Raw genomic sequence first — 25,376 nt, 5'->3', positions numbered from 1 at the left:
CCGATTCCCTGCGTCCCTTGTGGAGGTGAACCCTCGTGACCACAAATCGGGCTTCCAGCGCTGCCGAGCAGTTGCGTGATGGGGCGCTGCTGCTGGCTAAGCGTGGCTGGAAGGTATTTCCGCTGCGGCCGGGCACGAAGCGCAGCCCGGCCCTGCACGGCCGCAAGGACTGTCCCGGCAAGGGTGTCTGCTCCGGGGGACACCGGGGCTGGGAGCAGCGCGCCACCTCGGATGCCTCGCGAGTGTGGGCGTGCTGGTCCACGGCGGCGTTCAACATCGCGATCGCTACCGGCCCCTCCGGGCTGTTGGTCGTGGACTGCGACCAGCCCAAGACGGGCTGGGTCTGGCCGGGAAGCTGGAACAGGAGGGGGGTTTCGTGCGGGCTCGATGTCCTGGCTGTACTCGCCGAGCAGGCTGGGGCCACGGTGCCGGCGACCTACACGGTGGCGACGCCGAGCGGGGGTAGGCACTTCTACTTCCGCGCTCCGGCCGACCTGGCATTGCGCAACACCAGCGGCGTGTTGGGGCCGCTGATCGACACCCGCGCAGGGGGCGGCTACGTCGTCGCTCCGGGCTCGGTCACCTCGGAGGGGGTCTACGAGCTCGTCGACGACGCGGAACCGGTGGATTTGCCGGGCTGGTTGGTCCAGCGGCTTGCTCGCAGGCCCGCAGCGGCGGTCTCAGTGCCGCGTGAGATCCCCGCTATGCGTGCCTCCCGCTACGTGGCCGCAGCAGTGCGCAACGAGTGCGAGCGGCTGGCAGCGACCGGCACAGGCGCGCAAAACCAGGCCCTGTTCACCGCCGCTCTGGCGCTGGGGCGGCTGGTTGCCGGGGGAGCGGTTGACGAGGCCACGGTGCGGGAGGCGTTGCATCACGCCATGTCTCGGCTGCCGTTGACCCGGCCGAACGAGCCGTGGACCCCGGCCCAGATCGACGCCACGATCACCTCCGGGTTCCGCTACGCGGCCACCAACCCCCGCACGCTGCGGGTGCAGGGCGGTGATGCGGCATGACCGAAGCCCACGCCACTCAGTCCCGCCCGTCGATGTGGCCCGTCGGCGACGACGGCCGCCCGAAGGTCCGCATCAGCACCAACCCCGACGCGATCCGCGTGCTCACGTCGGCGGTGGGTTCGCGGCTGCTGCCCGACACCTACGTCCAGGACGGCGCCCCGGTACTGGTCGAGGCCGTCTCCGGTGCTGGCGACCCAACCGCAGGTGATGACGACGTCGCCCTGCCGCTGTCGGCGGTGCAGCTCAAGCCCGCGCTGCTGGCGAGCCTGATGGCCGAGCACCTCAACGTCGTCGCGCCGGATGTGGACAAGCACGGCAACCACGTCGAAGTCGAGAAGTCCCCGTCGCTGTCGGTGCTTGGGTCGGTGCTCTCGCGCCGTTCGTGGCCGGACCTGCCGGTGCTGCGCCGGATCATCTCCACTCCGGTGCTGCGCCCGGACGGCACGCTGCTGCAAGATCCCGGCTACGACCCGGCCACCGGGTTCCTTCTGGCCGGCCGCAGCCACCTGGAGCCCGTACCCGACAAGCCCAGCCAGGAGCAGGTCGAGGATGCCAAGACGTTCCTGCTGGAGACCTTCCTGCGGGACTTCCCGTGGGTGTCCAACGCCGACCGTGCCAACTATCTCGGCATGCTCGTCACGCCGATCATCCGCCCGTTCACCCGAGCCCTGTCGCCGTTCGGCGTCATCGACGCGACCATGCCCGGTAGCGGCAAGACCATCCTGTCCGGCTGCGTCGGGATGCTGGTCGGCCAGCGCGTGCTGACCTGGACCGATTCCGAAGAGGAACTGCGCAAGGCCATTACCACCGTGCTCGCCGACCAGGTCGGCGTCGTGGTCTTCGACAACCTCGAGGAAGGCGCGGTGATCAACTCCGCCGTCCTGGCACGGCTGGTGACCGAGCGGACCTGGACCGACCGCAAGCTCGGTACCAACGCCGCCTCCACCTTTCCCAACGACCGGTTGTGGCTGGCCACAGGAAACAACCTGCGAGTCGGCGGCGACATGGCCTCCCGAAGCGTCTGGGTGCGCCTGGACCCGGACTGCCCCCGGCCGGAGGCACGTGGCGGGTTCACCATCCCGAACCTCGACACCTGGATCCTCGACCCGGTTAACCAGGCGGTCGTGCTGCGGCACCTGCTCGTGCTGATCCTCGACTGGACCGCGGCCGGCGCGCCCACCTCGACGTCGGTGCCGCAGATGCGGCAGTTCACCCGCTGGGCCCAGTACCTCGGCGGCTTCCTCGAACACCACGGCATCGGCGGCTTCCTCGGCAACGCCGAGACTTCCCGCGACCTCGATGACGACGCCGCCGAGTGGCGCGGATTCCTGCTGCGCTGGCACCAACTCCACGGCAGCAAGGAAGTCTCCGCCAATGAGCTCCGCGCCACCGCCGAAGTCGACTCCGGCCTCGACCCGTGGCAGGGCAACTTCCCCACCACCGCCGCCGGGAAGCTGCTGTCCGCCAAGTCCCTCGGCCGCAAGCTCACTGGCCAGATCGGACGGTGGCGTGGCGACATCGTTCTACGCAGCGTCACCAACAGCCACACCGGCAGCCGCGTCTACTGGGTCGAGCGCCAGGAACAAACCTCATGACCCTCCGAATCAAACCCGCAAACCCGCAAACCCAGCAGGCACCCAGGATCACCAGGGAAAAGAAGCCCGGACAGGGACGGGGTCCAAACCCGCAACGTCCACCGCCAAACCCGCAAACCCGCAAAACCCAGCACTCCAAACCCGCAAACCCGCACCAAACCCGCAACCAAAACCCCAGCTCAAACCCCACTTTGCGGGTTTGCGGGTTTGCGGGTCCGAAAACCGCTCCAGCCCAGACCACGAGAACCCCACCACTGTTCCAGCATCAGTGGACGGCACCGGGAGTGACAGTGAGTAGCTACGAGAACCAGGGGATCCAGCTCTACACGAAGCAGGAAGCGGCTCAGCTTCTGAAGGTCAAGGTGAGTTGGCTGGAGCGCCGCTGCGCGCGCAGACAGATCCCGTTCGTGATGCTCAGCGGCCAGTACCGCTTCACGCCCGAGCACCTGGCCGAAATCGTCCGTCTGAACGAACAGCCCGCAGGCGTGTCCTCGATCAGCACCGAGCGCCAGAAACGGCGACCGAGCAAGGCAACGCGGCAGCCCCCAGAGGGGTTCGTGCCGCTACGCCCGCGACAGCGCAGGGCCTCCTGAGAACGCAAACGAGAGGAATCACTGTGGCTTACGCAGAGAAGCGCGGGAAGTTCTGGCGCGCTCGGTGGACCGGGCCGGATGGGCGACTGGAGTCCCGATCGGGCTTCGAGAAGAAGCGTGATGCGCTCGACTACGGGGAAGACAAGGAAGCAGAGGTCCGGAACAACACCTACCGCGATCCTCGTGCATCGAGCATGACCCTGACGGAATGGGTCAACGTGTGGTTTCCCAGCCTCGACCTTGAGCTGTCCACACTGCACAGCTACCGCTACCACATCGAGATGCACATCCTGCCGGAGTTCGGGGACTGGGATCTCCGAACGCTCGAGCACGCGCCGGAAGAGATCGCGAAGTGGGAACGCACTCTCCCGGTGTCTCGCCGGACCGCGCAGGAAGCTCGTTCGACACTGACCAACCTGCTCAACGACGCGATCCCGCGCTACCTATCGATCAACCCGGCAGCCCGGAAGCGGGGTAAGGGAAAGAAGGGACAGCGCCGCATCGCGGAAGCCGAGCAGCGGGAACGCGCGTGGGCAACGCCGTTGCAGGCCCTGCTGTTGGCTGAGCGGTGTGCCCTGCTGTCGGGCCGCGACCTCGACTTCATCCTGATCGTGACCGCAGCGTTCACGGGCATGCGCTGGAGCGAGCTGATGGCGCTGGCTCCCTCGACGATCAGTCCAGGCAAGATCGAGGTGAACTGGAAGCTCTACGAGCTCGACGGACGGTTCTACCTGGGGCGCCCCAAGGATGGCTCGATCCGCACGCTCGACAGCCCGCCCTTCCTCGATGACTTGCTGGGCAGGATCAAGCCTCAACGTTGCCACTGCTCCGGAACAGGGGAGTGGTGTTCGGGCGCGGAGTACCTGTTCCTGTCCTCGGACGGCACGCACTTCCGCCGCTCGAATTACGCCACGAGGTACTTCCGGCCGGCAGCCGACGGCTGGTACCCGAGAAGGTCGCAGAAGCAGCCGGCTCGGCCAGTGCTGGCGGATGTCAGCGAAGGCTTCCCGGGCCTGCCCGTGCAGCCTTGGCCAGCCGCCGAACCAGGGCGACCGTTCACACCGCCGGTTGGCCGAGGCCGCCCACGGTTGGTCAGCGTTGATGACGGCCGCGGTCGGTGTGCGTCGTGCCAGAAGACTCAGCTGCTCCGGCTCGACGGCACGCTGATCGCCCATGACGGTCCTGACGGTGGCCAGTGCGACGGCACCGGAGTCCGACCCGCAGATGATGTGCCGGTGGCGTCGTGGGCTCCACTCGTAGCGGGGCTCACACCGCACGGGCTCCGGCACGGGCACCAGCCGATGATGGACAACGCAGGCGTGCACTACGTCCTGCAGTCCGAGCGCATGGGTCACGAGGTGCCCGGCATGCGCGGCACCTACGCACACCCGACACCCGAGATGCGAGCCGAGCTCCTGGCAGCCCTCCCTCGGCTGTGGGAGGAGTCACTGGGAGCCCGCGCGAAGCTGTCTCCGCACTCGCCGGTGCCGCTTCTCGAGGAGCTGCTGACGCCCTACCGGGAGCCGTGATCGGGAGGCGCGCTCCCATTTCGCTCCCAAAATCGGACACCACAAGGCCAAAAAACTCCGGCCGACTGCCCGTTTGGCAGTCGGCCGGAGTCTTGACCTGCAACTTTCTCTAGGGTGAGTGACGGGAATCGAACCCGCGACACCTGGGACCACAACCCAGTGCTCTACCGACTGAGCTACACCCACCTCGGCCGCTCGGACCGGCCCTGGCGGGCCCCGTCCGGAGCAACGGAAACCATCCTAGCGTGTGCCCGCAGCGGGTTTTCCACCACCTCCGGTTTTCGCGTCCGAGCAGCTCAGCAGCGGTGTCAGGACTGCTCGCGGGCCTTGGTGGTGCCGCTGACCCCTTCGGGGTCGTTGAGGAGCTCGGCCGCGACGGCTTGGGCCTGCTCGCTGCTCGGCCCGGGGTGCGGGACGAACGCGGTGCGCCGGTAGTAGGCGAGTTCGCGGATGGACTCGCGGATGTCGGCCAGGGCGCGGTGGGCGAGGCCCTTCTCGGGCTGCGCGTAGTAGATGCGCGGGTACCAGCGCCTGCAGAGCTCCTTGACGGAGGAGACGTCGACCATCCGGTAGTGCAGGTGCGCGTCGAGCTGCGGCATGTCGCGCGCGATGAACCCGCGGTCGGTGGCGATGGAGTTGCCGGCCAGCGGCGCGGAGCGCACGTCGGGCACGTACTGCCGGATGTAGTCCAGGACCTGCTGCTCGGCCTCGGCGAGGGTCACCGGGGAGGCGCGGACCTCTTCGGTGAGCCCGGAGCGGTCGTGCATGTCGCGCACGACCTCGGGCATGCCGGCGAGGGCGTCGTCGTCGGCGTGGATGACGATGTCCACGCCTTCGCCGAGGATGTTGAGGTCTGCGTCGGTGACCAGGGCGGCGATTTCGATCAACGCGTCCTTGCCGAGCTCGAGCCCGGTCATTTCGCAGTCGATCCACACTAGACGGTCATTCACTCGACGCAGCCTAACTCCCGTGACCGAGTGATCGCGGGAACAGTGTCTTGATCGGAACCTGGGTCATCCGTCGAGGTACGCCCGGAGTTCGCGGGGGACGACCTTGCCGGTGGCGTTGCGGGGGAGTTCGTCGAGGAAGATCACGTCGCGGGGGACGGCGAACTTGGAGACCCGGCTGCGGACCTGGTCGCGCACCTGGTCGGCGTTCATGGAGCCCTTCTCGCGGGGCACGACGAAGGCGGCGAGGCGCTGTCCGAAGTCGGGGTCGTCGACGCCGATGACGGCGGTTTCGGCGACTTCGGCGAGTCCGGCGATGGCGTCCTCGGTTTCCTTGGGGTAGATGTTCTCGCCGCCGGAGATGATCATGTCGTCTTCGCGGCCCGCGATGAACAGGCGCCCGGAGTGGTCGAACCGGCCGAAGTCGCCGGTGGACATGAGCCCGTCCCGGCTCTCGCGGCTGTTGCCGTTGGTGTAGCCGTCGAACAGCATGTCGTTGCCCGCGAAGATGCGGCCGGTCTCGCCGCGGCGCACGGGTTCGCCGTCGTCGTCGAGGATGCGCACCTGGGTGCCCCGCGGCGGGCGTCCGGCCGACGACGGCGCGGCCCGCAGGTCCGCGGGAGTGGCGATGCTCACCCAGGAGACCTCGGTGGAGCCGTAGAGGTTGTAGAGCACCGGGCCGAAGGCGCGCTGGAACCGGCTGGCGAGGTCGCCGGGCAGGGCGGAGCCGCTGGCGGCGACGATGCGCAGCGAGGAGGTGTCGAACCGCTCGCGCTCCTCGGCGGGCAGGTCGAGGATGCGCTGGAGCATGACGGGGACGCTGAACATGCTGCCGACGCGGTGCCGTTGCACGGTCCGCAGCGCGTCGACGGGGTCGAACTTGCGGCGCAGCACCAGGGTGGCGCCGAGGACCGCGGAGAGCTGGAATCCGGCGATGGCCCAGGTGTGGAACAGGGGTGCGCTGAGCAGCACGCGTTCTCCGGCGCGCAGCGGGATGCGCGAGAGCACCGCGCCGGCGGGGTTGAGGCTCGGCGGGTCGGGCCGGCGGGCGCCCTTGGGTGTGCCGGTGGTGCCGGAGGTGAGCACGATCAGCCGGGAGTGCCGCTTGGGGCGGGGGATCCGCTTGGCGGGCCCGGTGGCGATGAGGTGGTCGAGGGTGTCGTGCTCGGTGGGGCCGTCGGCCCAGCCGAGCACGACGTCGAGCCCGCTGGGCAGGTCGTGGAGGTGTCCGGCGAACTCCTCGTCGAGGACGAGCAGGCTGACGTCCTGCTCGGCGAGCACGTCGGCGAGCTGGCGGGCGCTGAGGCCGACGTTGAGCAGCACGACGTCGACGCCGAGCTTGGCGGCGGCCACGATGACCTCGACGGGTCCGTGGTGGTTGCGGGTGAGAACGCCGATGCGGGTCTTGCCCGGCACCCGGTCGCGCAGCGCGGCGGCGAGGCGGGTGGTGCGGGTGGCGAGTTCGGCGTAGCTGAGCGCGCCGCGCTCGTCGATCACGGCGGGCCGGTCGGGGTGGCGAACGGCTCCCACGGCGAATCCGAGCGGCAGCGTGATGCCCCAGCGGCGGTAGGCCAGCCCGATGCGCACCAGCTTGTCGGGCCTCATCGGCCGGACCACGCCCTGCTTGACCAGGACGAACAGGGTGTGCAGGGCCGGCGCGGCGTGGTTGGCGAAAAACCTGGGCACGTGCCGCAGAACGCTCACTTGTCACCCCTCGTTCGTGAAACCTACTCGTGAGTAGATTGTGCCGCGAGGCGTCCTCGCGGCCAAGCCCTCCGTGTCGAGTATCCCGATTCCACGATCGAAGCGGTGCCGAAGTAGACGGCGCGGCGGGGAAGCGGGAACCTCTCCCGCCGCGCCGACCCCCAGGGCCTGTTTCCCTACTCGGCGCCGGCCGCGGTCACGACCGCGTCGCGCAGGGCCGCGCGCAGGCGGCCGACCTCCAGCGGTGAGAGCACCGCGGTCTCCCCGGGGGGAGCGACGATCACGACCCGGCCGTGGTTGACGAACACCGACATGTCTCGTCGCCGTCCGGCGACGTCGCGGCAGCTGACGTGCCACTGCTGGTTGGGCCCCACAGTCCCAGCCTCCCTGTGCCGATCCCGCTTGGTGCGGTGAAGCCGCGCAGCGCGCTTCTGGAGTAGGGACGCGCCGGTCCGGGATGCATGACGGCACTTCGCGAAATCACTCGGAAAGTGCTCGTGGTCACACCGCGGGTTCCCCGGCCGCGGTCCCCGGACGCGACTCAGGGGCGACCCCCACCACGGGAATCGCCCCTGAGCGAGCGCTGTTAGCCGGGGACACCCGTCCGGCCCAAGGAAGAGGTCAGACCGGGCGAACCTTCAGCCCGGCGGCCTCGGCGGAGAGCACGACCGCGCCTTCGAAGTCGGCGATCGGCAGCTCGTCACGCACCAGGCGGTGCGGTGCGTCGGAGGCCTCGACCCGGATCCGGCCGGTGGTGACCGACTGCTCGGCCAGCTCCCCGCCGCCGTAGTGCACCGCCAGCTGGTCGCCCGTGACCGTGGCAGTCAGCCAGCCGCCGTCGATGACCTGCTCGGTGCCGTCGAAGGACACGGTCAGGCGGCCATCGGCCGGGTTGTCGCCGCGCACCGCCACGTGCGAGAGCGCGACGTCCCGCTTGCCGGACTCCTCGCCGGCCAGCGCGATGACGTCCCTGGTGACCTCGTCGCCCGGCTCGGTGCCGGGCTTGGGGGTCAGCACCGGGGCGCGCAGCTGCGCGGCCAGCCGGTAGGGCTGCCACGAACCGGCGCCGATCAGGTTGACCACCGCGCTGACCGCCACGTCGGTCAGCAGCCGATCACTGCCCGGGGCGGGCGTGACCTCGATCGCCGGCACGTCGCGCCGGGACAGCAGTTCGCGCAGCGCCTTGGCGCGCTGACGGCTGTTGCGGTCGAATCCGCGGGTGATCGCCACCGTCCCCGATCCGGCGGCCGCGGCGGCGGCCTCGGTCAGGTCCGCTAGCGGCGCCCAGATCTGCGCCGGGTCCTGTTCGGGACGCTGCCGGCGCGAGCGGGCGAAGCCTGGGGCATCGGTCGTGGTTTCCATCGCCCTCCACTTTAGTCCGTGATGGAGGTTGACCTCGCCTTCCGGTGGGTGCTTTCACGGTGTGAAATCGATCGCGATCGCACTGCTCCATCGGGGTGGCTTTTGCCCCTGGTGGGCTTATCCGCTGCGTCATTCGTCGCATCCTTACGGCTCGTCGAAGCGGGGGCCGCGAGATGACCGATCTGCACCTGCCGGGCGAGCGACGGGGCCCGGATCGCTGGCGGGTCGTGCGGTGGCTGGCGCCGGACGGGAGCCGGGTCCGGGCGGGCGAGCCGCTGGCCGAGCTGCGCCCGGCCGAGGCCGAGGGCGCCGAAATCCGGGTGTGCGCGCTGGCCACCGGCACGCTCTGGCACCAGGTGCGGGCGGGTGAGGTGCTCACCGTCGGCCAGGTGCTGGGGTTGATCGACTGAACCGCGAGGGTCCGGGGCTTGCCCTGGGTTGTTAGGTTGGTGTCAGTGACGCGGGGTGCCCCTGCCCAGGGGCTGAGAACAGACCCGTTGAACCTGACCTAGCTCGTACTAGCGGAGGGACGTCATGGCCCCCAACGTGCTGACCATCGCCGGGACCGACCCGAGTGGTGGTGCCGGCATCCAGGCTGATCTCAAGGCCTTCTCCGCCAACGGCGCCTACGGCATGTCGGTGATCACCGCGCTGGTCGCGCAGACCACCACCGGGGTGAGCCGGGTGCAGGAGGTGCCGCCGGACTTCATCACCGACCAGCTGGTGACGCTGCTCGACGACGTCCGGGTGGACGCGGTCAAGATCGGCATGCTGGCCAACGCCGAGGTCATCCGCGCGGTCACGGCGGTGCTGGAGCGCTACTCGCCGCGGTTCGTGGTGCTGGACCCGGTCATGGTCGCCAAGAGCGGTGATCGGCTGCTGGCCCCGGAGGCCGTCGGGGCGCTGCGCGACGAGCTGCTGCCGCGGGTGGACCTGATCACGCCGAACCTGCCGGAGGCCGCCGACCTGCTGGGCGAGGCCGAGATCGGCAGCCCCGAGCAGATGCCCGCGCAGGCCGAGCGGCTGGCCGCGCTGGGCGCCAAGCAGGTGCTGCTCAAGGGCGGTCACCTCAACGGCGAGTCGAGCGTGGACCTGCTCTACGGCGACGGCCTGGCCGAGTTCCTCACCAGCGAGCGGGTCGTCACGACCAACGACCACGGCACCGGCTGCACGCTCTCCGCCGCGATCGCCGCGCTGCGCCCGCAGCGCGCGGACTGGCTGGAAGCGGTCCGCGAGGCCAAGCAGTACCTCACCGAGGCCCTCCGCGCCTCGGAGCGCTTGGACGTGGGTCGCGGTCACGGCCCGGTGCACCACTTCCACCGCTGGTGGTGAGCGGCCGCGGGCAGTTCTCGCTCGAACTGTCCGGGCAGCACGGGCTTCTTCGATCAAGGGCAGTGCTCGCCAGAGCTGCCCTGCTCCACCGCACCCGAGATTCCGACTTCCGTGAGGGGTTCTCATGAGCACGTTGCCCGCACCGCCCGCCGGAGGGTTCTGCGCCGAGGCGTGGGACCGCACCGTCGGACTGCAGCAGGCGATCGTGGACCACCCGTTCAACAAGGCGCTCGCCGACGGCAGCCTCGAACGCGACGTGTTCGCCTTCTACATCGTCCAGGACGCCCGCTACCTGGTCGGCTTCGCGCAGGCGCTGTCGGCCGCGGCGACCAGGGCCGATGACGCTGCGGACGCGGCGTTCCTGGCCGGTGCCGCGCAGGGCGCGCTGGTCGAGGAGCGGCGGCTGCACGCCGGCTACGTCGCCGAGTTCGGCCTGACCGACGAGGAGATCGCCGGCATCGACACCTCGCCGTCGTGCCTGGGCTACACGTCCTACCTGCGCGCCTGCGCGTTGACCGAGTCCTACCCGGTGCTGCTGGCGGCGATCCTGCCGTGCTTCTGGGTCTACCAGTACGTCGGCAGCAAGATCCTGGACGCCACCGGCGACATCGAGGGCCACCCGTACAAGGCGTGGATCACCACCTACGCCGACGACGAGTTCGCCGAGGCGGTGCTGTCCGCTCGCGAGCTCACCGACAAGGTCGCGGCGCACGCCGACGAGGAGACGCGCGAGCAGATGTTCGCCGCGTTCGCCCGGGCGACCGAGTTCGAGTGGTTGTTCTGGAACAGCGCGTGGATCAAGGAAACCTGGCCGACCGCGAAATTCATTGGCTGACAAGGGTTTCGCGTCTCACGAACGCCGATGGCGGCTCGCTCGGAGTGGCGGGCCGTCATCCGTTTCGCGTTACTCCGAAGCGTGATCCAATATGTGATGCGCGACACAATCTTGGTCTGTTAACGAAGCCGCCCGCACAGCGACATGCTGGGCGAAACCCCTGTTCGAGCTGGGGTTTCAGGGGCGGGTTTTCCCTCAGGCGTGGATGGAGTTCCGGGGCAGTGAGTTCTCTTCTGATCGTGTTCATCGGCATGACGGTCCCGATCCTGGCCGCCGCGCCGTTCTACATAGCTGACCGGCGCCAGGACACCCGCGAGACGCCCGACGGCGCGGAGCTGCAGCCGGGCATCACCGAGGCGCCGCAGATCTGGCCGCAGGCCGCCGAAGAACCGGCCCAGTCCGCCTGCGAGATCCCGGAGGCCCGCACGCCGGAGGAGGCCAACGCGCTCGCCGACACCGTGCGCATCCAGCAGGAGCAAGTCTCTCAGCCGTAGATCGACTTGGCCAGCGCCGCCTTGCGCTGCTGCAGCTCGCGCAGCGCGGCGGTGCTGAACCCGCCGCCGCTCGGGCTCGCCGGAACCCGCAGGCCCTCGCTCAACTGCCAGCCCGAACCGCGCTCGATCAACGACCGGTGCTTGTTGGTGTAGTAGCCGGAGTTGATCGACACCGCGACCCCGCTCGCCCCGGCGGCGGCGGCCAGCAGGTGCAGGTGGAACCGCGTCGACAGCCACCGCTGGCCGGGCTTGGCCGGCAGGCCGTCGCGCATGATCTCGTCGAAGGCGTGGAACCGGGCACCGGGAAGGTCGTGCTCGACCAGCGCGAAGACCTCCCGGTCGGCGCGCGGGATGCCCTCGACGAACGCGACCTGCTCCGGCTCGACCTTCCACTCGCGCAGCGTGTCCAGCAGGAATCCGGCCAGCGCGGGCACGGTCTCGTCCAGCAGGTCCGACTGCATGCAGACCATGACCTCGCGGACGTCGTCGTCGCCGTTGCGGAACAGCGCGGGCTCGAGTCCGAAGAAAATGTCGTCACCGGTGACCGACGGGTCGATCAGCAGCGACGCGGAGGGCTCGTCGCGGACGTCGACGACCTCGAACTGGTCGGCCAGGCTGCGCAGCAGCGGCTCGGTTCCCCCGGCGATGGGCGCCAGGCCCTGCCCGGTCATCACCGCGCGGCCGCCGGACCGGTGCGCGGCTGCCGCGGTGGCCGCGAGCAGTCCCACGTGGCGGGGCCAGATGCCGTTGATGTAGCCGCCGCCGATCACGTGGAACAGGTCCATCTGCGAGGCCAGCTCGATGCCGGCGACCCAGCGCGGCGCGAGGCCGGGGTTGTGGATCGCGTGCTGCACGAACGCCGCGACCGCCCACGGCTCGTCCTCGGGGGCTTCCCAGCACAGCCGCCAGAAGGTGTCGGTGAAGTGCACGTTGGGGTGCAGGCCGGAGAGCATCACCGAGCTGGGGCCGGGGTTGGGCGAGTCCAGCCAGACCTCGCTGTCCGGGGCCACCTTCGCCAGGTGCTTGAGCCATGCCGCGGCGATCAGCTCGTCGCCGTAGTTGGGATGTCCGGTGGTGCCGACGAGGTAGATCCGGCGCGAGGTGTTCACCTGGGTGGCTCCAGCCTTGGGTTGCTAGGTTCCGCTCCCGAACCTAGCAACCTGCCGAACGCCCGTACCAAAACCGCACCGCACGGGCCTGCGTTCTCGGCTCAGCCGGTCTTGCTGATCTCCGAGCGGATGCGCTCCAGGCGGCGCTTGGAGCGGTTGAACTTGGCCTGGTAGCGGGCCTCGAAGATGTCGGTGGGCAGCTCCGGCATCTCCATCGGCTCCGGCTCGCGCGGACGCGGCGCGGTGACCTCGACCTTCACCGGCTGAGTGGCCTCGCCGTCGCCGCGGCTGCTCTCCTTCTCCTCCTCCGGCTTCGAGGCGATCTCGGAGCCGGAGGACTCGGTCTTCTCGGACCCGGCGGCCGGAGCCGTGGCGGCGCCCAGCGCGTGCCTGCCGCGCGAGGACGCCTGCTGCGATTCGGTCGCCTTGCGGTTGGCGCGGTTGAGCAGCGGCCAGAACACCAGCGTCGCCACCGCGAGGCCGCACACGAACATCAGGACCAGCAATTCCACCTGCTGCCTCCGGGTCAGTTCTGCCGCGCACCGGGAGCAGACGCCCCGTTGGTGGTGTGCTGCGGTTCGATGGGGATCGTGTAGGTCTGCACGTCATCGCGCTGCTCGGGCAGCGTGACCTCGTGCAACCGCTGCTCGTCGGCTGCCTCCACCGGGCCACCGTCGGTCTCGGCCGCGGTCGCGGTGTCGGACTTGGCGCGCAGGTTGGCGGTGGCCCGGTCGAGCTCGCCCTTGACGCTGTCCATCGCCGCGAGCACCGAGGCGCGCAGTTCTTCCAGCCGCTGCCCCTCGACGCGGATCTCCTCCAGCGCCTCCAGCCGCAGCTGCTCGCTCTCGGCGTCCCACTGGCCGCACTGCCTGCGGGTTTCGGCGATGAGCGCGTCGGATTCCTCCTGCGCGCTGGTGATGACCCGCTTGTACTCGCTGCGGATCTCCTGCCGGAGCCGGTACTCGCGGCTGCGCTGCTCGCTGAGCTTCTGCTCGTGCTCGCGCTGCAGCTTGGTGCGCCGCGCCTCGACGTCGTTGACGAGTTCGGTGCACTCGTCGCGGAGTTCGGACGCGGCCTGCTCGGCCTCGCTGATCAGCGCGCGAGCCTCGGTCTCGGCGGTGCCGCGGATGATCTCGGCTTGCCGCTTCGCCTGATCGCGCAGGGTCTGGACCTCGTCTTCGGCGATGGCGAGCATGTTCTGCACCCGCTGCGATGCGGCGGGCAGCCCGGTGTCGGAGGATTCGATGCTCTTGAGGCGCTGTTCGGCCTGGTCCAAGCTGCGGCGGTTGTCGTCGCAGAGCTTGCGCAGGTCGTTGTTGAGCCGGACGGCTTCGTTGCGGTCGATGGTGACCATCCGCAACTGGTCCTCCAGCACTTCGATGTGCTCGACGACCTGGTTTCGGCTGAAGCCGCGGACCTGGATGTCGAAACCCGGCCGGAGCGGCACGACTGCGTCGGCGTCATCCATTGGGTGATCTCCTCTCCGGAGGGTAGGCCCATTCGGTGATTCGGAGAGTAGGGCGGATGTTCGGGCAACGCCCAGCGAGACACAACGGTCATCACCGGATCAGGTGTTGATCAATCGGGTTGTTTCGAGTTGCCGCGTCCGAGGATGCTGACACGCATCTGTCCACTGTGCACGCGCAGGGCGGTGGGGGTTTCGGCTGGTTGGCGCCGATGCGTCCCGATCTCCGGGCGATGGCCTGTCGGTGGACCAAATGATTAGGTTAGGCTCCGCTTACAAAGGTGTTGGTCTTGGAGGGGAGCGCGGCGTGTCTCACGGAGCCGACCTGGTCGGGCGACAGCACCAACGGGCCTCGGTGTTGTTGCGGCGTTGGCTGGCCGAGACCCACACGCCGGTCGCCGAAGGTCCGCTGCGGTTGACGATCGCATCGTTGTCGCTGCACGTGGACGTCGTCTACGACTCGCCGACGGGGGCGCACGGGTTCGGCTCGATCGGCGTGCTCGATGAGGAGGGCCGGACGCTGGTGTCGGCGGACCCGGCGCTGCTGGCCGCCGCCTGCTCGGCCGACGCGCGGGCGCGCTCCCGGGCGGAGGCGCCGATCAACGCACCGGAGTCGGGGACCCTCGTCGACTGGCTGCTGACCGCGTTGCCGCGCCGCGAGGTCGACCCGCTGCCGCTGCCGGACGACCTGGTCGCCGTCGGGCGCTCGCTGTCCAACGCCGCCGAGGCCCAGCGCTGGCTGACCCGGCACATCGAGGAGCGGCTGCTGCCGGAGGTGCTGAAGTTCGACGGCGAGGACCGAGCCGGGCTCACCGCGCGGCTGCTGAGCCGGGGCGTGCTGGTGGTCGTCGGCTTGCTGGGCCGGCGCGGCGTGGTGCACGAGGAGTACCTGCTGGCCGAGCTGGCCAAGCGGCTCGGCGGGATCGCCGAGGAGCACCCGCAGACCGCCGACCTGATCGAGCACTGGCTGACCAGCCCGACGCTGACCGATCTCGCCGCGCTCAACGGGTCGCAGCTGCGCTACCGGGACGAGACCGGCGCCGTGAAGGTGCGGCCGGTTCGCTTCGAGCACCGCAACCCGCTGCGCGCCGAGCCGCCCGCCGAGGTGCCGGGGGTGCCGCTGCCGGAGCTGGGCGAGGGCTGGTCGCTGCGGCCGGTGGCGATCATCGGCGAGGACGGCGGTCCCGACGTGGAGCTGGTGCACCGCTGGATGAACCGCGAGCACGTCGCGGTCAACTGGAACCAGGACTGGCCGCTCAAGCGGTGGCACGACGAGCTCGCCGCGCAGCTGGACGGGGAGCACTCGGTGCCGTGCATCGTCACGCGCGACGGCCGCGACATCGGCTACCTGGAGCTCTACCGCGTGCAGCGGGACAAGCTGGCGCGCTGCTACTCGCACGCGCCGCACGACCTGGGTGCGCACATCGCCATCGGCGAGCCGGACGCGATCGGCAAGGGCGTGGGGTCGGCGCTGCTCCGCGCGGTCGCGCGGGGGTTGCTGGCGGCCGACCCGGCGTGCCGCAACGTCGTCGCCGAACCGAATGTCCACAATGGAGCGTCAGTGGGCGCGTTCGGCAAGGCGGGCTTCGCGCAGGCGGCCGAGGTCGGTTTGCCGAACAAGAACTCGGCGCTGATGGTGTTCGCACGTCCGGGTGAGTAGCCCCACGTCAGACGGTCCGGCGTGCGGTTGTGCTCCCGATCGAATCTGAACTAAGGTAAGCCTTACTTATCTTGTTGATCGTGGGGAGAGCAATGCCGTCGCGAGCTGACCAGTTGCCGTTGTCCGCGGCGCAAGCGGGGATCTGGTTCGCCCAACAACTCGACCAGGACAACCCGATCTTCAACACCGCCGAGCGCGTGGAGATCGAGGCGGCGGTCGACCCGGAGCTGTTCGCGGAAGCCCTGCGCACGGTGGTGGCGGAGGCCGAGACGCTGCGGATGCGGGTGGTCGACGACGGCGACGGCCCGCAGCAGGTCATCGACGAGCTCGACGCCGTCGAGCTGCCGGTGCTGGACTTCTCCGGCGAGGCCGACCCGCAGGCCCGCGCCGAGGAGTGGATCCGGGCCGACCTGGACGCGCCGGTGGACCTGACCCGCTCGCAGGGCGAGGGCGGCAGGCTGTGGACCGCGGCGCTGTGCAAGCTGGGGGAGCGGCGCTGGTGGTGGTACCAGCGCATCCACCACGTGGCCATCGACGGCTACGGGTTCTCGGTCATCATCCGCCGGGTCGCCGAGGTCTACAGCGCGCTCGCCGCCGGTGAGGACCCGGGCGAGTCGCCGTTCGCGGGCGTGGACGCGCTGATCCAGGACGAGCGGAACTACCTCGCCTCGCCCAAGGCCGAGAAGGACGCGGCCCACTGGCGGGAGCGCTTCGCCGACGAACCCGACGTGGTCACGCTGACCGAGCGCTCGCGGCCCACCGCGCGCACCTTCCACCGCCAGCTCGGGGCCACCGCCTCGCTCGACGCACTGGGTTCGGCGGCCGAGCAGGCGCGCACCATCTGGCCTGACGCGCTCATCGCCGCCTTCGGCGCCTACCTGCACCGGATGACCGGGGCGAACGACGTGGTGCTGGGCCTGCCGGTGATGGGCCGGATGGGTTCGGTCGCGCTGCGCGTGCCCGGCATGGTCGTCAACGTGCTGCCGCTGCGGCTGCACGTCGAGGCCGGCACCACCCGAGACGAGCTGATCGCGCAGGTCGCCAAGGCCGTGCGGGACCTGCGCAAGCACCAGCGCTACCGCAGCGAGCAGCTGCGCCGGGACCTGATGCTGCTGGGCTCGGACCGGGCGCTGTTCGGGCCGATGATCAACATCAAGTCCTTCGACTACGACCTCGACTTCGCGGGTGCGCCCGGGCGGGTGCGCAACGTCGCCGCCGGGCCCGTCGACGACCTCAGCGTGCTGGTCCGCACCGAGGGCGACGAACTGCGGTTCGAGTTCGACGCCAACCCCGACCGCTACAACGCCGAGGACCTGACCGCGCACCGCGAGCGCTTCCTGCGGTTCCTGGACGCCTTCGCCGAATCCGGTGCCGACGCCCCGGTCGGGAGGATCGACCTGCTCACCCAGGACGAGCGCACCCGGATCCTCGACGAGTGGAACGCCCCGGTGCCCGGTTTCGCCGAGGCCGAGCCGGCCACGCTGCCGCAGCTGTTCGAGGAGCAGGCGCAGCGCACGCCGGACTCGATCGCGCTGACCTCGGAGAGCGGGTCGCTGACCTACTCCGAGCTGGACGCGCGGGCCAACCAGCTCGCGCACCACCTCATCGACCACGGCATCGGCCCGGAGCAGCTGGTGGCGCTGGCACTGCCGCGCTCCGCCGAGCTCGTCGTGTCGCTGCTGGCCGTGCTCAAGGCCGGGGCCGCCTACCTGCCGCTGGACCCCGGGCATCCGGCCGAGCGCATCGCCTACATCGTCGGCGACGCGCAGCCGTCCATGCTGATCAGCGATCGCGAGCACGCCGTCCGGCTGCCCGAGGGCATCACGCGGGTGCTGCTGGACGACGGGACCGCGATCGCCGAGATCGTCCGGCACTCCCAGCGCAACCCCAAGCCCGGTGAACGCGGGCCGCTGACCAGCGAGCACGCCGCCTACGTCATCTACACCTCGGGTTCCACCGGGCAGCCCAAGGGCGTGGCCGTCCCGCACCAGAACGTGGTGCGGCTGTTCTCGGCCACCGAGCCGTGGTTCGGCTTCACCGGCGAGGACGTGTGGACGCTGTTCCACTCCTACGCCTTCGACTTCTCGGTGTGGGAGCTGTGGGGAGCGCTGCTGCACGGCGGCAGGCTCGTCGTGGTGCCGCACGAGGTGAGCCGCTCGCCGAAGGAGTTCCTGGACCTGCTCGAACGCGAGCGGGTCACCGTGCTCAACCAGACGCCGTCGGCGTTCTACCAGCTCAGTCAGGCCGAACGGGAGAACCCGGGCGCGGATCTGGCGCTGCGCTGCGTGGTGTTCGGCGGCGAGGCGCTGGAACTGTCCAGGTTGGACGACTGGTACCAGCGGCACCCCGAGTCGCCGAAGCTGATCAACATGTACGGGATCACCGAGACCACCGTGCACGTGTCCTACGTGGAGCTCGACGCCGACCTGGTGGCGCGCCGCGACGGCAGCGTCATCGGGCGCGGCATCCCGGATCTGCGGGTCTACCTGCTGGATTCGCAGCTGCAGCCGGTTCCGCCCGGCGTGACCGGTGAGCTGTACGTGGCCGGCGAAGGCCTGGCGCGCGGGTACCTGGGACGGCGCGGGCTCACCGCGCAGCGCTTCGTCGCCGACCCCTTCGGCGCGCCCGGCACCCGCATGTACCGCTCCGGCGACCTGGGGCGCTGGCGCGAGGACGGCTCGATCGAGTTCATGGGCCGCGCCGACCAGCAGGTCAAGGTGCGCGGTTTCCGCATCGAGCTCGGCGAGATCGAGGCGAACCTGGCCGCGCACCCGCACGTGCGGCAGGCCGCGGTCGCGGTCCGCGAGGACGTCCCCGGTGACAAGCGGCTGGTCGGCTACACCGTCGGCGACGCCGATCCCGCCCGGTTGCGGGCCCACCTGTCCGAGCGGCTTCCCTCCTACATGGTTCCGGCCGCGTTCGTCGCGGTCGACGAGATCCCGTTGACCGCCAACGGCAAGCTCGACACCAAGGCGCTTCCCGCGCCCGAAGTCGCCGGTGGCGGCAGGCAGCCGCGCAACGACGCCGAGCGCGCGCTGTGCCGGTTGTTCGGCGAGGTGCTCGGCGTCGAGCAGGTCGGCATCGACGACGGGTTCTTCGAGCTGGGCGGGCATTCGCTGCTCGCGACCCGGCTGCTGACCCGGGTGCGCGCCGAACTCGGCGGCGAGCTGGGCATCCGGACCCTCTTCGACCACCCGACCGTCGCGGAACTGGCCGAGCGCCTGGAGGTTTCCGGCGGCCGCCGTCCCGAGCTGCGCCCGGTGGAGCGGCCGGAGGAGGTCCCGCTGTCGTTCGCCCAGCAGCGGCTCTGGTTCCTCAACCGGCTTGAAGGCGCGAGCGCCACCTACAACATGCCGCTGGTGCTGCGGATGTCCGGAGAACCCGACGTGGCCGCGCTGCGCGCCGCGATCGGCGACGTCGTCGGCAGGCACGAGAGCCTGCGCACGACGTTCCCCGACACCCTCGGCGAACCCCGTCAGCAGATCGGGGACCAGGCGCCGGAACTGGTGGTCCGACACGTGTCCGATGTGGACACCGCGCTGGCCGGGGCCGCGCGGGAGGGTTTCGACCTGGCGACCGAACCGCCGATCCGCACCGAGCTGTTCCGCGACGGCGAGCGGACCGCGCTGCTGGTGCTGCTGCACCACGTCGCCGGGGACGAGTGGTCGGTGCGCCCGCTGGTGCGCGACCTGTCCACCGCCTACGCCGCCCGGCTGAACGGGCGGGCCCCCGAGTGGGAGCCGCTGCCGGTGCAGTACGTGGACTACGCGCTCTGGCAGCGCGAACTGCTCGGCGACGAGGACGACCCGGACGGGCTGGCCGCGCAGCAGCTGGAGTTCTGGAAGCAGCAGCTGGCCGGCCTTCCCGACCAGCTGGAGCTGCCCACCGACCACCCGCGTCCGGCGGTGTCGAGCCACCGCGGTGAATCCGTGCGCTTCGGCCTGGACGCCGAGCTGCACCGGCGGATCCGCGACCTGGCCGCCGAGCACCAGACCAGCGCGTTCATGGTGCTGCAGACCGCGCTCGCCGCGCTGCTGACCAGGATGGGCGCGGGCACCGACATCCCGATCGGCTCACCGGTCGCCGGGCGCGGTGACCACCGGCTCGACGACCTCGTCGGGTTCTTCGTCAACAGCCTGGTGCTGCGCACCGACACCTCCGGCGAGCCGACGTTCGCCGAGCTCCTGGACCGGGTGCGCCAGACCGACCTCGCGGCCTTCGACAACGCCGAGCTGCCGTTCGAGCGGCTCGCCGAGCTGCTCAACCCGGCGCGGTCGCTGGCCCGGCACCCGCTGTTCCAGGTCATGCTGGCCTACTGGGGCGCCGCCGAATCGGTGCGTGCCGACCTGCCCGGGATCGAGACCACTGTGGACACGATCCCGGCGGGGGCGGCGAAGTTCGACCTCGCCTTCAGCCTCCACGAGAACGCCGACGGCGAGGTGCGCGGACTGGTGCAGTACAGCACCGACCTGTTCGCCGAGCGGACGGTGGAATCGCTGGTCGACCGGTTCGTCATGCTGCTCGAATCCGCCGTGGCCGCACCGGACACGCCCATCGGGCGGCTGGACGTCCTCGGCGACCAGACCCGCAAGCAGGTCCTGGCCTGGGGCGACGCGACCGGCGACGTCGGACCGGCGGGCACCTTCCCGCAGATCCTGGCCGAACGCGCCGAGGCCAACCCGGACAAGCCGGCACTGGTCTTCGAGGGCACCGAACTCACCTACCGGCAGCTGCGCGAACGCGTCACCGAGCAGGCGAAGCTGCTGGTCGAACGCGGCGCCGGACCCGGTGACATCGTCGGCGTGATGCTGCCGCGCTCAGCCGATCTGATCATCGGCCTGCTCGCGGCGATGCACGCCGGTGCCGCCTACCTCGCACTCGACCCCGAGTACCCGCCGGAGCGGTTGCGGCACATGGTCGAGGACGCCCGGCCGCGCCTGGTGCTCACCGACGACCTCGACGCGGACCTGCCGACGACGCTGGTGCACCACGCCGACCGGCCCGACGGCGACCTCGAGCTGCCCGAGCCGGATCTCGACGACGCCGCCTACGTCATCTACACCTCCGGGTCCACCGGCACGCCCAAGGGCGTCGTCGTCGCGCACCGCGGCATCGGCAAGCTGCTGGCCACCCAGACCCGCCGCGTCGGCGTCACCCCGGACAGCCGGGTGCTGCAGTTCGCCTCGCCGAGCTTCGACGTGGCGTTCTGGGAGATCTGCATGGGTCTGCTCAGCGGCGGAACGCTCGTCGTCGTGCCCTCCGACCTGCGCGTTCCCGGTGAGGCGCTGGCCGAGCACGTGCGGCGCCACGAGATCACGCACCTGGCGATCGGGCCGTCGATGATGGGCATGTTCCCGCCCGAGGTCTCGCTGCCGGAGAACGCCACGCTGCTGTGCGGCGCCGAGAAGGTGCCCTCCGACCTGGTGCAGCGCTGGGGCCGGGACCGCACGATGCTCAACTGCTACGGGCCGACCGAGGCCACCGTCAACACCACGCTGTGGGACTGCGATCCGGACGCGGTGTCGAGCTCGGTGCCGATCGGCGTGCCCGACCCGGGCGCCCGCGTGTACGTGCTCGACGAGCGGCTGCAGCCGTGCCCGCCCGGTGTCGTCGGCGAGCTCTACGTCTCCGGGCTCGGGCTCGCCCGCGGCTACCTCAACCGGGCCGGGCTGACCGCGGAGCGCTTCGTCGCCGACCCCTTCGGCGAGCCGGGCGCCCGCATGTACCGCACCGGTGACCTGGTGCGCTGGCGCGCGGACGGGACGCTGGACTTCGCCGGCCGCGCCGACGACCAGGTCAAGATCCGCGGTTTCCGCATCGAGCTCGGCGAGGTCGAAGCGGTGCTGACCCAGCACGAGGACGTCTCGCAGGTCGCGGCCGTGGTCCGCGAGGACACCCCGGGCGACAAGCGGCTCGTCGCCTACGTCGTGGGCGATTCCGACGCCGCCGCGCTGCGTCGTCATGTCGGCGAGGAGCTGCCCGATTACATGGTCCCGGCGGCCGTGGTGTTCGTCGACGCGCTGCCATTGCTGCCCAACGGCAAGCTCGACCGGCACGCGCTGCCCGCGCCCGACCTCGCCGAGACCGTCGGCAACGACATGCCGCGCAACCCCACCGAGGAGATCCTGTGCGGACTGTTCGCCGAAGTCCTGGGGCTGCCCCGGGTCGGCGTGCACGACGGGTTCTTCGACCTGGGCGGGCACTCGCTGCTCGCGGCCAAGCTCATCGGCCGGATCCGCGACGCGCTGGGCATCAAGGTCAACGTCGGCAGCCTGTTCGCCGCGCCCAGCGTCGCCGGGCTCGCCGAGCGCATCCATACCGGCGGTGGCCGGGACGCGCTGGAGATCCTGCTGCCGCTGCGCACCACCGGCAGCAAGCCACCGCTGTTCTGCGTGCACCCGGCGGCGGGGCTGGCCTGGCCGTTCTCCGGGCTGCTCAAGCTCATCGACGACGAGCGGCCGATCTACGGCGTTCAGTCCCGCGGTCTGGCCGAACCGGCGCCGGTGGCCGGCAGCCTCGCCGAGATGGCCGCCGAGTACCTGGAGCACATCCGGGCGGTGCAGCCGCACGGGCCGTACTACTTCCTCGGCTGGTCCTTCGGCGGCGTGGTCGCCCACGAGATGGGCACCCAGCTGCAGGCCCAGGGGGAGGAGGTGCGCTTCCTGTGCATGCTCGACTCCTACCCCAAGGACGTCTGGGACGTGCTGCCCACCGAGGAGGAGGCGCTGCAGGCCCTGCTCTACATGGCCGGCTACGACCTGTCCCAACTCCGCCAAGGCCCGCTGACCAGGGACTACGTGCTGGAGGTCCTGTCGGCCGAGGGAAGCGCCCTGGCGAACCTGGAGGAGCACAGCGTCACCGCCATCATCGACAACTTCGCCAACTGCGCGGTCCTGGAGAACACCGCAGACCACGACGAGTTCCGCGGTGACGTGCTGTTCTTCAACGCCACCGTGAACCCGGCGAAGGAGTCGCTGACCAGCGCGATGTGGCAGCCGTACGTGGCGGGGAACGTGATCGACCACGACATCGCCTGCGAGCACAAGGACATGACCCAGCCCGAGCCGCTGGCCGAGATCGCAGCAGTCGTGCAGCAAGCGCTCGACGAAACCGACGAGTGATCCGGAATTCCTCCCGGCGGGGCTCGCCGGGAGGTGTTCGGAGATGTCGGCTCGAGGGTGAACGCGAGGAGGAGCAAGAGGATGACGAACCCGTTCGAGGATCCGGACGCGCAGTACTACGCCTTGATCAACGATCAGGACCAGTACTCGCTGTGGCCGGCCGCGATCGAGGTGCCCGCCGGGTGGACCGTCGCGCACGGCCCCGCCGATCGGCAGTCCTGCGTCGACCACATCGAGGTCCACTGGACCGACATGCGGCCGGCCCGCTGATGGCCACCGCGTTGCGGCGGGTGAACCCGCAGGTCGCCGTGTGCGTCTGCTACGTCGCGGCGATGTTCATGAACGGCATGGACGCCACCATCGTCAACGTGGCGCTGCCCGCGCTGGTCGAGGACTTCTCGGTGTCGGCGAGCTCGGCGTCGTCGGTCAACGTCGGCTACCTGGTCAGCCTCGCGGTGTGCATCCCGGTGTCGGGCTGGCTCGGCGACCGCTACGGCACGAAACGGGTCTTCCTGGCCGCCTTCGGGGTTTTCGTGCTCGCCTCCGCGCTGTGCGGGATCTCGGGCGACCTGACGCAGCTGACGCTGGCCCGGATCCTGCAGGGCGCCGGTGGCGGAATGATGAGCCCGGTCGCGCTGACCCTGCTGTTCCGCGCCTACCCGCCCGCCGAGCGGATCCGGCTGTCGCGGGTCCTGCTGCTACCCACGGCGGTGGCGCCCGCGCTGGGACCGGTGCTGGGCGGGTTCTTCGTCGAGCACCTGACCTGGCGCTGGGGATTCTTCGTCAACCTGCCGGTGGGCATCGCCGCGCTCGTCTTCGGCGCGCTGCTGCTGCAGGAACACGTGGAAGCGCCGGACAAGCGCTTCGACCTGCGCGGATTCGCCTTGGCCGCACCGGGTCTCGGGCTGGTGGTGTTCAGCTTGGAGGGGATCGCCAGCGGGGCGTCGGCGACGCTGAGCTGGGCGGCCGGTGCTGCCGGGCTCGTGCTGCTGGGGCTGCTGGTGCGGTCCCAGCTGCGCACCGAGCACCCGATGCTGGACCTGCGGTTGTTCGCCGACGACCACTTCCGCCGGGCGAGCTTGATCCTGTTCACCTGCCTGGTCGGATTCCTCGGCACGCTCTACGGGTTCACGCTGATGTACCAGGTGGAACTCGGCGCCTCGGCGTGGGAGACGGGACTGGTGACGCTGCCGAAGGCGGTGGGTCTGATGATCGCCTCGCAGCTGGTCGCCTGGGCGCACCGCAGGTTCGGGCCGAGACCGCTGATCGCGGTGGCGATGCTCGGCGCGGCGGTGTCGTTCGCGCTGATGAACGTCATCGGGCCGCACGACGCGTGGATGGCCGCGCTCGTCCAGCTGGCCTCCGGCTTCTTCGTCGGGGCAGCCACGGCCGAACTGCAGGTCGTCGCCTTCACCACCATCGACAAGGCCGCCACCGGTGGCGCGTCGACGCTGTTCAACGTGCAGCGGCAGGTGGCTTCGGCGCTCGGCGTGGCCATCACGGCCAGCGTTCTGGCCGCCGCCGGACCGGGGCTGGGTTCATACCATCTGGCGATGTTGACCTGCGCCGGTTTCGCGATCATCGGTGTTCTCCTGGCACTGCGGGTCACGGAAGTCGTGACGCCGCAACGAGAACCGGTCTCGGCCGGGCGCTGAGAGATCTGAGCCACCGAGGGGAAGACAATCTTCCGATCTATGGTTAGGCTAGCCTTAACTGAGTGATCGTTGGTGGAGCGGAAAGGAACGCACGGTCGATGGGAACTGCGGATCGACTCCGGCGCAACCGGCCCCCGGCACGCGACCTCGAGGTGTTGCGCACCGCTGAGCTGAGCCCGTCGATGCGGCGGGTCACCCTCGGCGGCGAGGAGCTGGAAGGCTTCCTCGACCAGCACACCGGCCCCAACATCAAGGTCTTCGTGCCGCGCCAGGGCCAGGAGCGCCCGGTCCTCCCGCAGCTGGACCCCGAGACCGGCCGGTACCGCTGGCCGGAGCCCGAAGTCCGGCCGACCATGCGCACCTACACCGTTCGCCGCTACGACGAGTCGCGCGGCGAACTCGACATCGACTTCGTCATGCACGGCGAGCACGGGGTGGCCTCCAACTGGGCCCGCAACGCCCGGCCCGGGGACCGCCTCGGCGTGATGGGACCCGGTGGCAGGACCTGCCGGGCCGCCGACTGGTACCTGCTGGTCGGCGACGAGACCGCGCTGCCCGCGATCTCCAGCATCGTCGAGGAGCTGCCGCCCACCGCGCGCGGCCACGTGCTCGTCGAGGTCGACACCGCCGCCGACCGGCAGCACGTGCAGTGCCCGCCGGACCTGCGGTGGACCTGGATGCACCGCGAAGGCGTCTCAGCGGGGCTCTCGCGGCAACTGATCAACGCCGTGCAGGAGCTGGACGTGCCCGCCGACGTCGACGTCTCCGCCTGGGTGGCGGGGGAGTCCGGCGTCGTGCGCGGCATCCGGCGGCACCTGCGCGACGAGCGGGGCATGGACGCCCAGTCCGTGCTGGCCATCGGCTACTGGAAGTACGGCATGGCCGAAACGGAATACCACGACAAGCACAATCACGATCGGGACTGACCGACGCGGCGAATTCCCGGCCTGACCCCACGGTTT

20 protein-coding genes, 1 tRNA gene and 1 riboswitch are annotated in these 25,376 nt (G+C 70.2%); of the genes, 13 read left to right on the top strand and 8 right to left on the bottom strand.

Annotated elements, in window-relative coordinates; all coding sequences use genetic code 11:
* The first annotated feature begins 35 nt into the window (after positions 1 to 35).
* The 4 genes from R4I43_RS11645 (at position 36) to R4I43_RS11630 (ending at position 4,730) form a co-directional block, all read left to right on the top strand.
* Positions 36 to 1,013 carry a bifunctional DNA primase/polymerase gene (locus tag R4I43_RS11645; RefSeq protein ID WP_324265591.1) on the top strand — a complete coding sequence of 326 codons (978 nt, stop codon included), beginning with the start codon at positions 36 to 38 and terminating at the stop codon, positions 1,011 to 1,013.
* Positions 1,010 to 2,608, top strand: a complete 1,599-nt coding sequence (locus tag R4I43_RS11640) for a hypothetical protein (RefSeq protein WP_324265590.1) — start codon at positions 1,010 to 1,012, stop codon at positions 2,606 to 2,608. Before R4I43_RS11645 ends, R4I43_RS11640 begins: the two co-directional genes overlap by 4 nt.
* A 290-nt stretch (positions 2,609 to 2,898) precedes the next feature.
* Positions 2,899 to 3,201 carry a helix-turn-helix domain-containing protein gene (locus R4I43_RS11635; RefSeq protein WP_324265589.1) on the top strand — a complete coding sequence of 101 codons (303 nt, stop codon included), beginning with the start codon at positions 2,899 to 2,901 and terminating at the stop codon, positions 3,199 to 3,201.
* A gap of 23 nt (positions 3,202 to 3,224) precedes the next feature.
* The gene (locus R4I43_RS11630) at positions 3,225 to 4,730 is read left to right on the top strand and encodes a tyrosine-type recombinase/integrase (protein ID WP_324265588.1); all 1,506 of its coding nucleotides are present in this window, start codon (positions 3,225 to 3,227) and stop codon (positions 4,728 to 4,730) included.
* A gap of 113 nt (positions 4,731 to 4,843) precedes the next feature.
* Here R4I43_RS11630 and R4I43_RS11625 read toward each other — a convergent pair.
* The 5 genes from R4I43_RS11625 to R4I43_RS11605 all read right to left on the bottom strand — a co-directional run bounded on the left by R4I43_RS11625 (position 4,844) and on the right by R4I43_RS11605 (position 8,743).
* Positions 4,844 to 4,916 (bottom strand) — tRNA-His (locus R4I43_RS11625).
* Between the two features lie 122 nt (positions 4,917 to 5,038).
* Entirely contained in the window at positions 5,039 to 5,680 is a 642-nt protein-coding gene (orn, locus tag R4I43_RS11620; protein WP_324265587.1) for an oligoribonuclease, read from the bottom strand.
* Positions 5,681 to 5,743: 63 nt separating this feature from the next.
* A complete protein-coding gene (locus R4I43_RS11615) occupies positions 5,744 to 7,381 on the bottom strand; it encodes an AMP-binding protein (RefSeq protein WP_324265586.1) in 1,638 nt (545 codons plus the stop codon).
* 176 nt (positions 7,382 to 7,557) lie between these two features.
* Positions 7,558 to 7,755, bottom strand: a complete 198-nt coding sequence (locus R4I43_RS11610) for a hypothetical protein (RefSeq protein WP_324265585.1) — start codon at positions 7,753 to 7,755, stop codon at positions 7,558 to 7,560.
* Positions 7,756 to 8,002: 247 nt separating this feature from the next.
* Positions 8,003 to 8,743 carry a hypothetical protein gene (locus tag R4I43_RS11605; RefSeq protein ID WP_324265584.1) on the bottom strand — a complete coding sequence of 247 codons (741 nt, stop codon included), beginning with the start codon at positions 8,741 to 8,743 and terminating at the stop codon, positions 8,003 to 8,005.
* A 173-nt stretch (positions 8,744 to 8,916) separates the two neighbouring features.
* Between R4I43_RS11605 and R4I43_RS11600 the strand changes: the two genes are divergently transcribed.
* The 4 genes from R4I43_RS11600 to R4I43_RS11585 all read left to right on the top strand — a co-directional run bounded on the left by R4I43_RS11600 (position 8,917) and on the right by R4I43_RS11585 (position 11,404).
* Positions 8,917 to 9,153: a hypothetical protein gene (locus tag R4I43_RS11600; RefSeq protein ID WP_324265583.1), complete on the top strand. Its 237-nt coding sequence runs from the start codon at positions 8,917 to 8,919 to the stop codon at positions 9,151 to 9,153.
* A 41-nt stretch (positions 9,154 to 9,194) separates the two neighbouring features.
* A riboswitch (TPP riboswitch) is annotated at positions 9,195 to 9,290 on the top strand.
* On the top strand, positions 9,278 to 10,075 hold the full coding sequence (gene thiD, locus R4I43_RS11595; protein WP_324265582.1) for a bifunctional hydroxymethylpyrimidine kinase/phosphomethylpyrimidine kinase: 798 nt from the start codon (positions 9,278 to 9,280) through the stop codon (positions 10,073 to 10,075). (Overlaps the previous riboswitch by 13 nt.)
* A 124-nt stretch (positions 10,076 to 10,199) precedes the next feature.
* Positions 10,200 to 10,910: a thiaminase II gene (gene tenA / locus R4I43_RS11590; protein WP_324265581.1), complete on the top strand. Its 711-nt coding sequence runs from the start codon at positions 10,200 to 10,202 to the stop codon at positions 10,908 to 10,910.
* Positions 10,911 to 11,131: 221 nt separating this feature from the next.
* Positions 11,132 to 11,404 (top strand): hypothetical protein, encoded by a 273-nt coding sequence (locus R4I43_RS11585; RefSeq protein ID WP_324265580.1) that lies wholly within the window; start codon positions 11,132 to 11,134, stop codon positions 11,402 to 11,404.
* On the opposite strand, the gene R4I43_RS11580 is transcribed toward R4I43_RS11585, so the two are convergent.
* The 3 genes from R4I43_RS11580 to R4I43_RS11570 all read right to left on the bottom strand — a co-directional run bounded on the left by R4I43_RS11580 (position 11,395) and on the right by R4I43_RS11570 (position 13,981).
* Positions 11,395 to 12,513 carry a polysaccharide pyruvyl transferase family protein gene (locus R4I43_RS11580; RefSeq protein ID WP_324265579.1) on the bottom strand — a complete coding sequence of 373 codons (1,119 nt, stop codon included), beginning with the start codon at positions 12,511 to 12,513 and terminating at the stop codon, positions 11,395 to 11,397. The genes R4I43_RS11585 and R4I43_RS11580 overlap by 10 nt on opposite strands.
* 101 nt (positions 12,514 to 12,614) lie before the next feature.
* Complete coding sequence (locus R4I43_RS11575) at positions 12,615 to 13,025, bottom strand: hypothetical protein (RefSeq protein WP_324265578.1); 411 nt, start codon at positions 13,023 to 13,025, stop codon at positions 12,615 to 12,617.
* Positions 13,026 to 13,039: 14 nt separating this feature from the next.
* Positions 13,040 to 13,981 carry a hypothetical protein gene (locus tag R4I43_RS11570; protein WP_324265577.1) on the bottom strand — a complete coding sequence of 314 codons (942 nt, stop codon included), beginning with the start codon at positions 13,979 to 13,981 and terminating at the stop codon, positions 13,040 to 13,042.
* A gap of 304 nt (positions 13,982 to 14,285) precedes the next feature.
* On the opposite strand from R4I43_RS11570, the gene R4I43_RS11565 reads away from it, so the two are divergent.
* From R4I43_RS11565 to R4I43_RS11545, 5 genes are all read left to right on the top strand, one after another.
* Entirely contained in the window at positions 14,286 to 15,638 is a 1,353-nt protein-coding gene (locus R4I43_RS11565) for a GNAT family N-acetyltransferase (protein WP_324265576.1), read from the top strand.
* Between the two features lie 92 nt (positions 15,639 to 15,730).
* Positions 15,731 to 22,759, top strand: a complete 7,029-nt coding sequence (locus R4I43_RS11560; RefSeq protein WP_324265575.1) for a non-ribosomal peptide synthetase — start codon at positions 15,731 to 15,733, stop codon at positions 22,757 to 22,759.
* Positions 22,760 to 22,840: 81 nt separating this feature from the next.
* Positions 22,841 to 23,029 carry an MbtH family protein gene (locus R4I43_RS11555; protein WP_125088916.1) on the top strand — a complete coding sequence of 63 codons (189 nt, stop codon included), beginning with the start codon at positions 22,841 to 22,843 and terminating at the stop codon, positions 23,027 to 23,029.
* Positions 23,029 to 24,414, top strand: coding sequence for a DHA2 family efflux MFS transporter permease subunit (locus tag R4I43_RS11550; RefSeq protein WP_324265574.1), 1,386 nt, complete (start codon positions 23,029 to 23,031; stop codon positions 24,412 to 24,414). The genes R4I43_RS11555 and R4I43_RS11550 overlap by 1 nt, the downstream gene beginning before the upstream one ends.
* Before the next feature lie 98 nt (positions 24,415 to 24,512).
* Complete coding sequence (locus tag R4I43_RS11545) at positions 24,513 to 25,340, top strand: siderophore-interacting protein (protein WP_324265573.1); 828 nt, start codon at positions 24,513 to 24,515, stop codon at positions 25,338 to 25,340.
* Positions 25,341 to 25,376: the final 36 nt, after the last annotated feature.

It is taken from the genome of Saccharopolyspora mangrovi, from assembly GCF_035320975.1.
Taxonomy (GTDB): Bacteria; Actinomycetota; Actinomycetes; order Mycobacteriales; family Pseudonocardiaceae; genus Saccharopolyspora; species Saccharopolyspora mangrovi.
The sequence above is the reverse complement of the archived record's forward strand: the minus strand, read 5'-3'. Positions and strand labels throughout refer to the sequence as shown.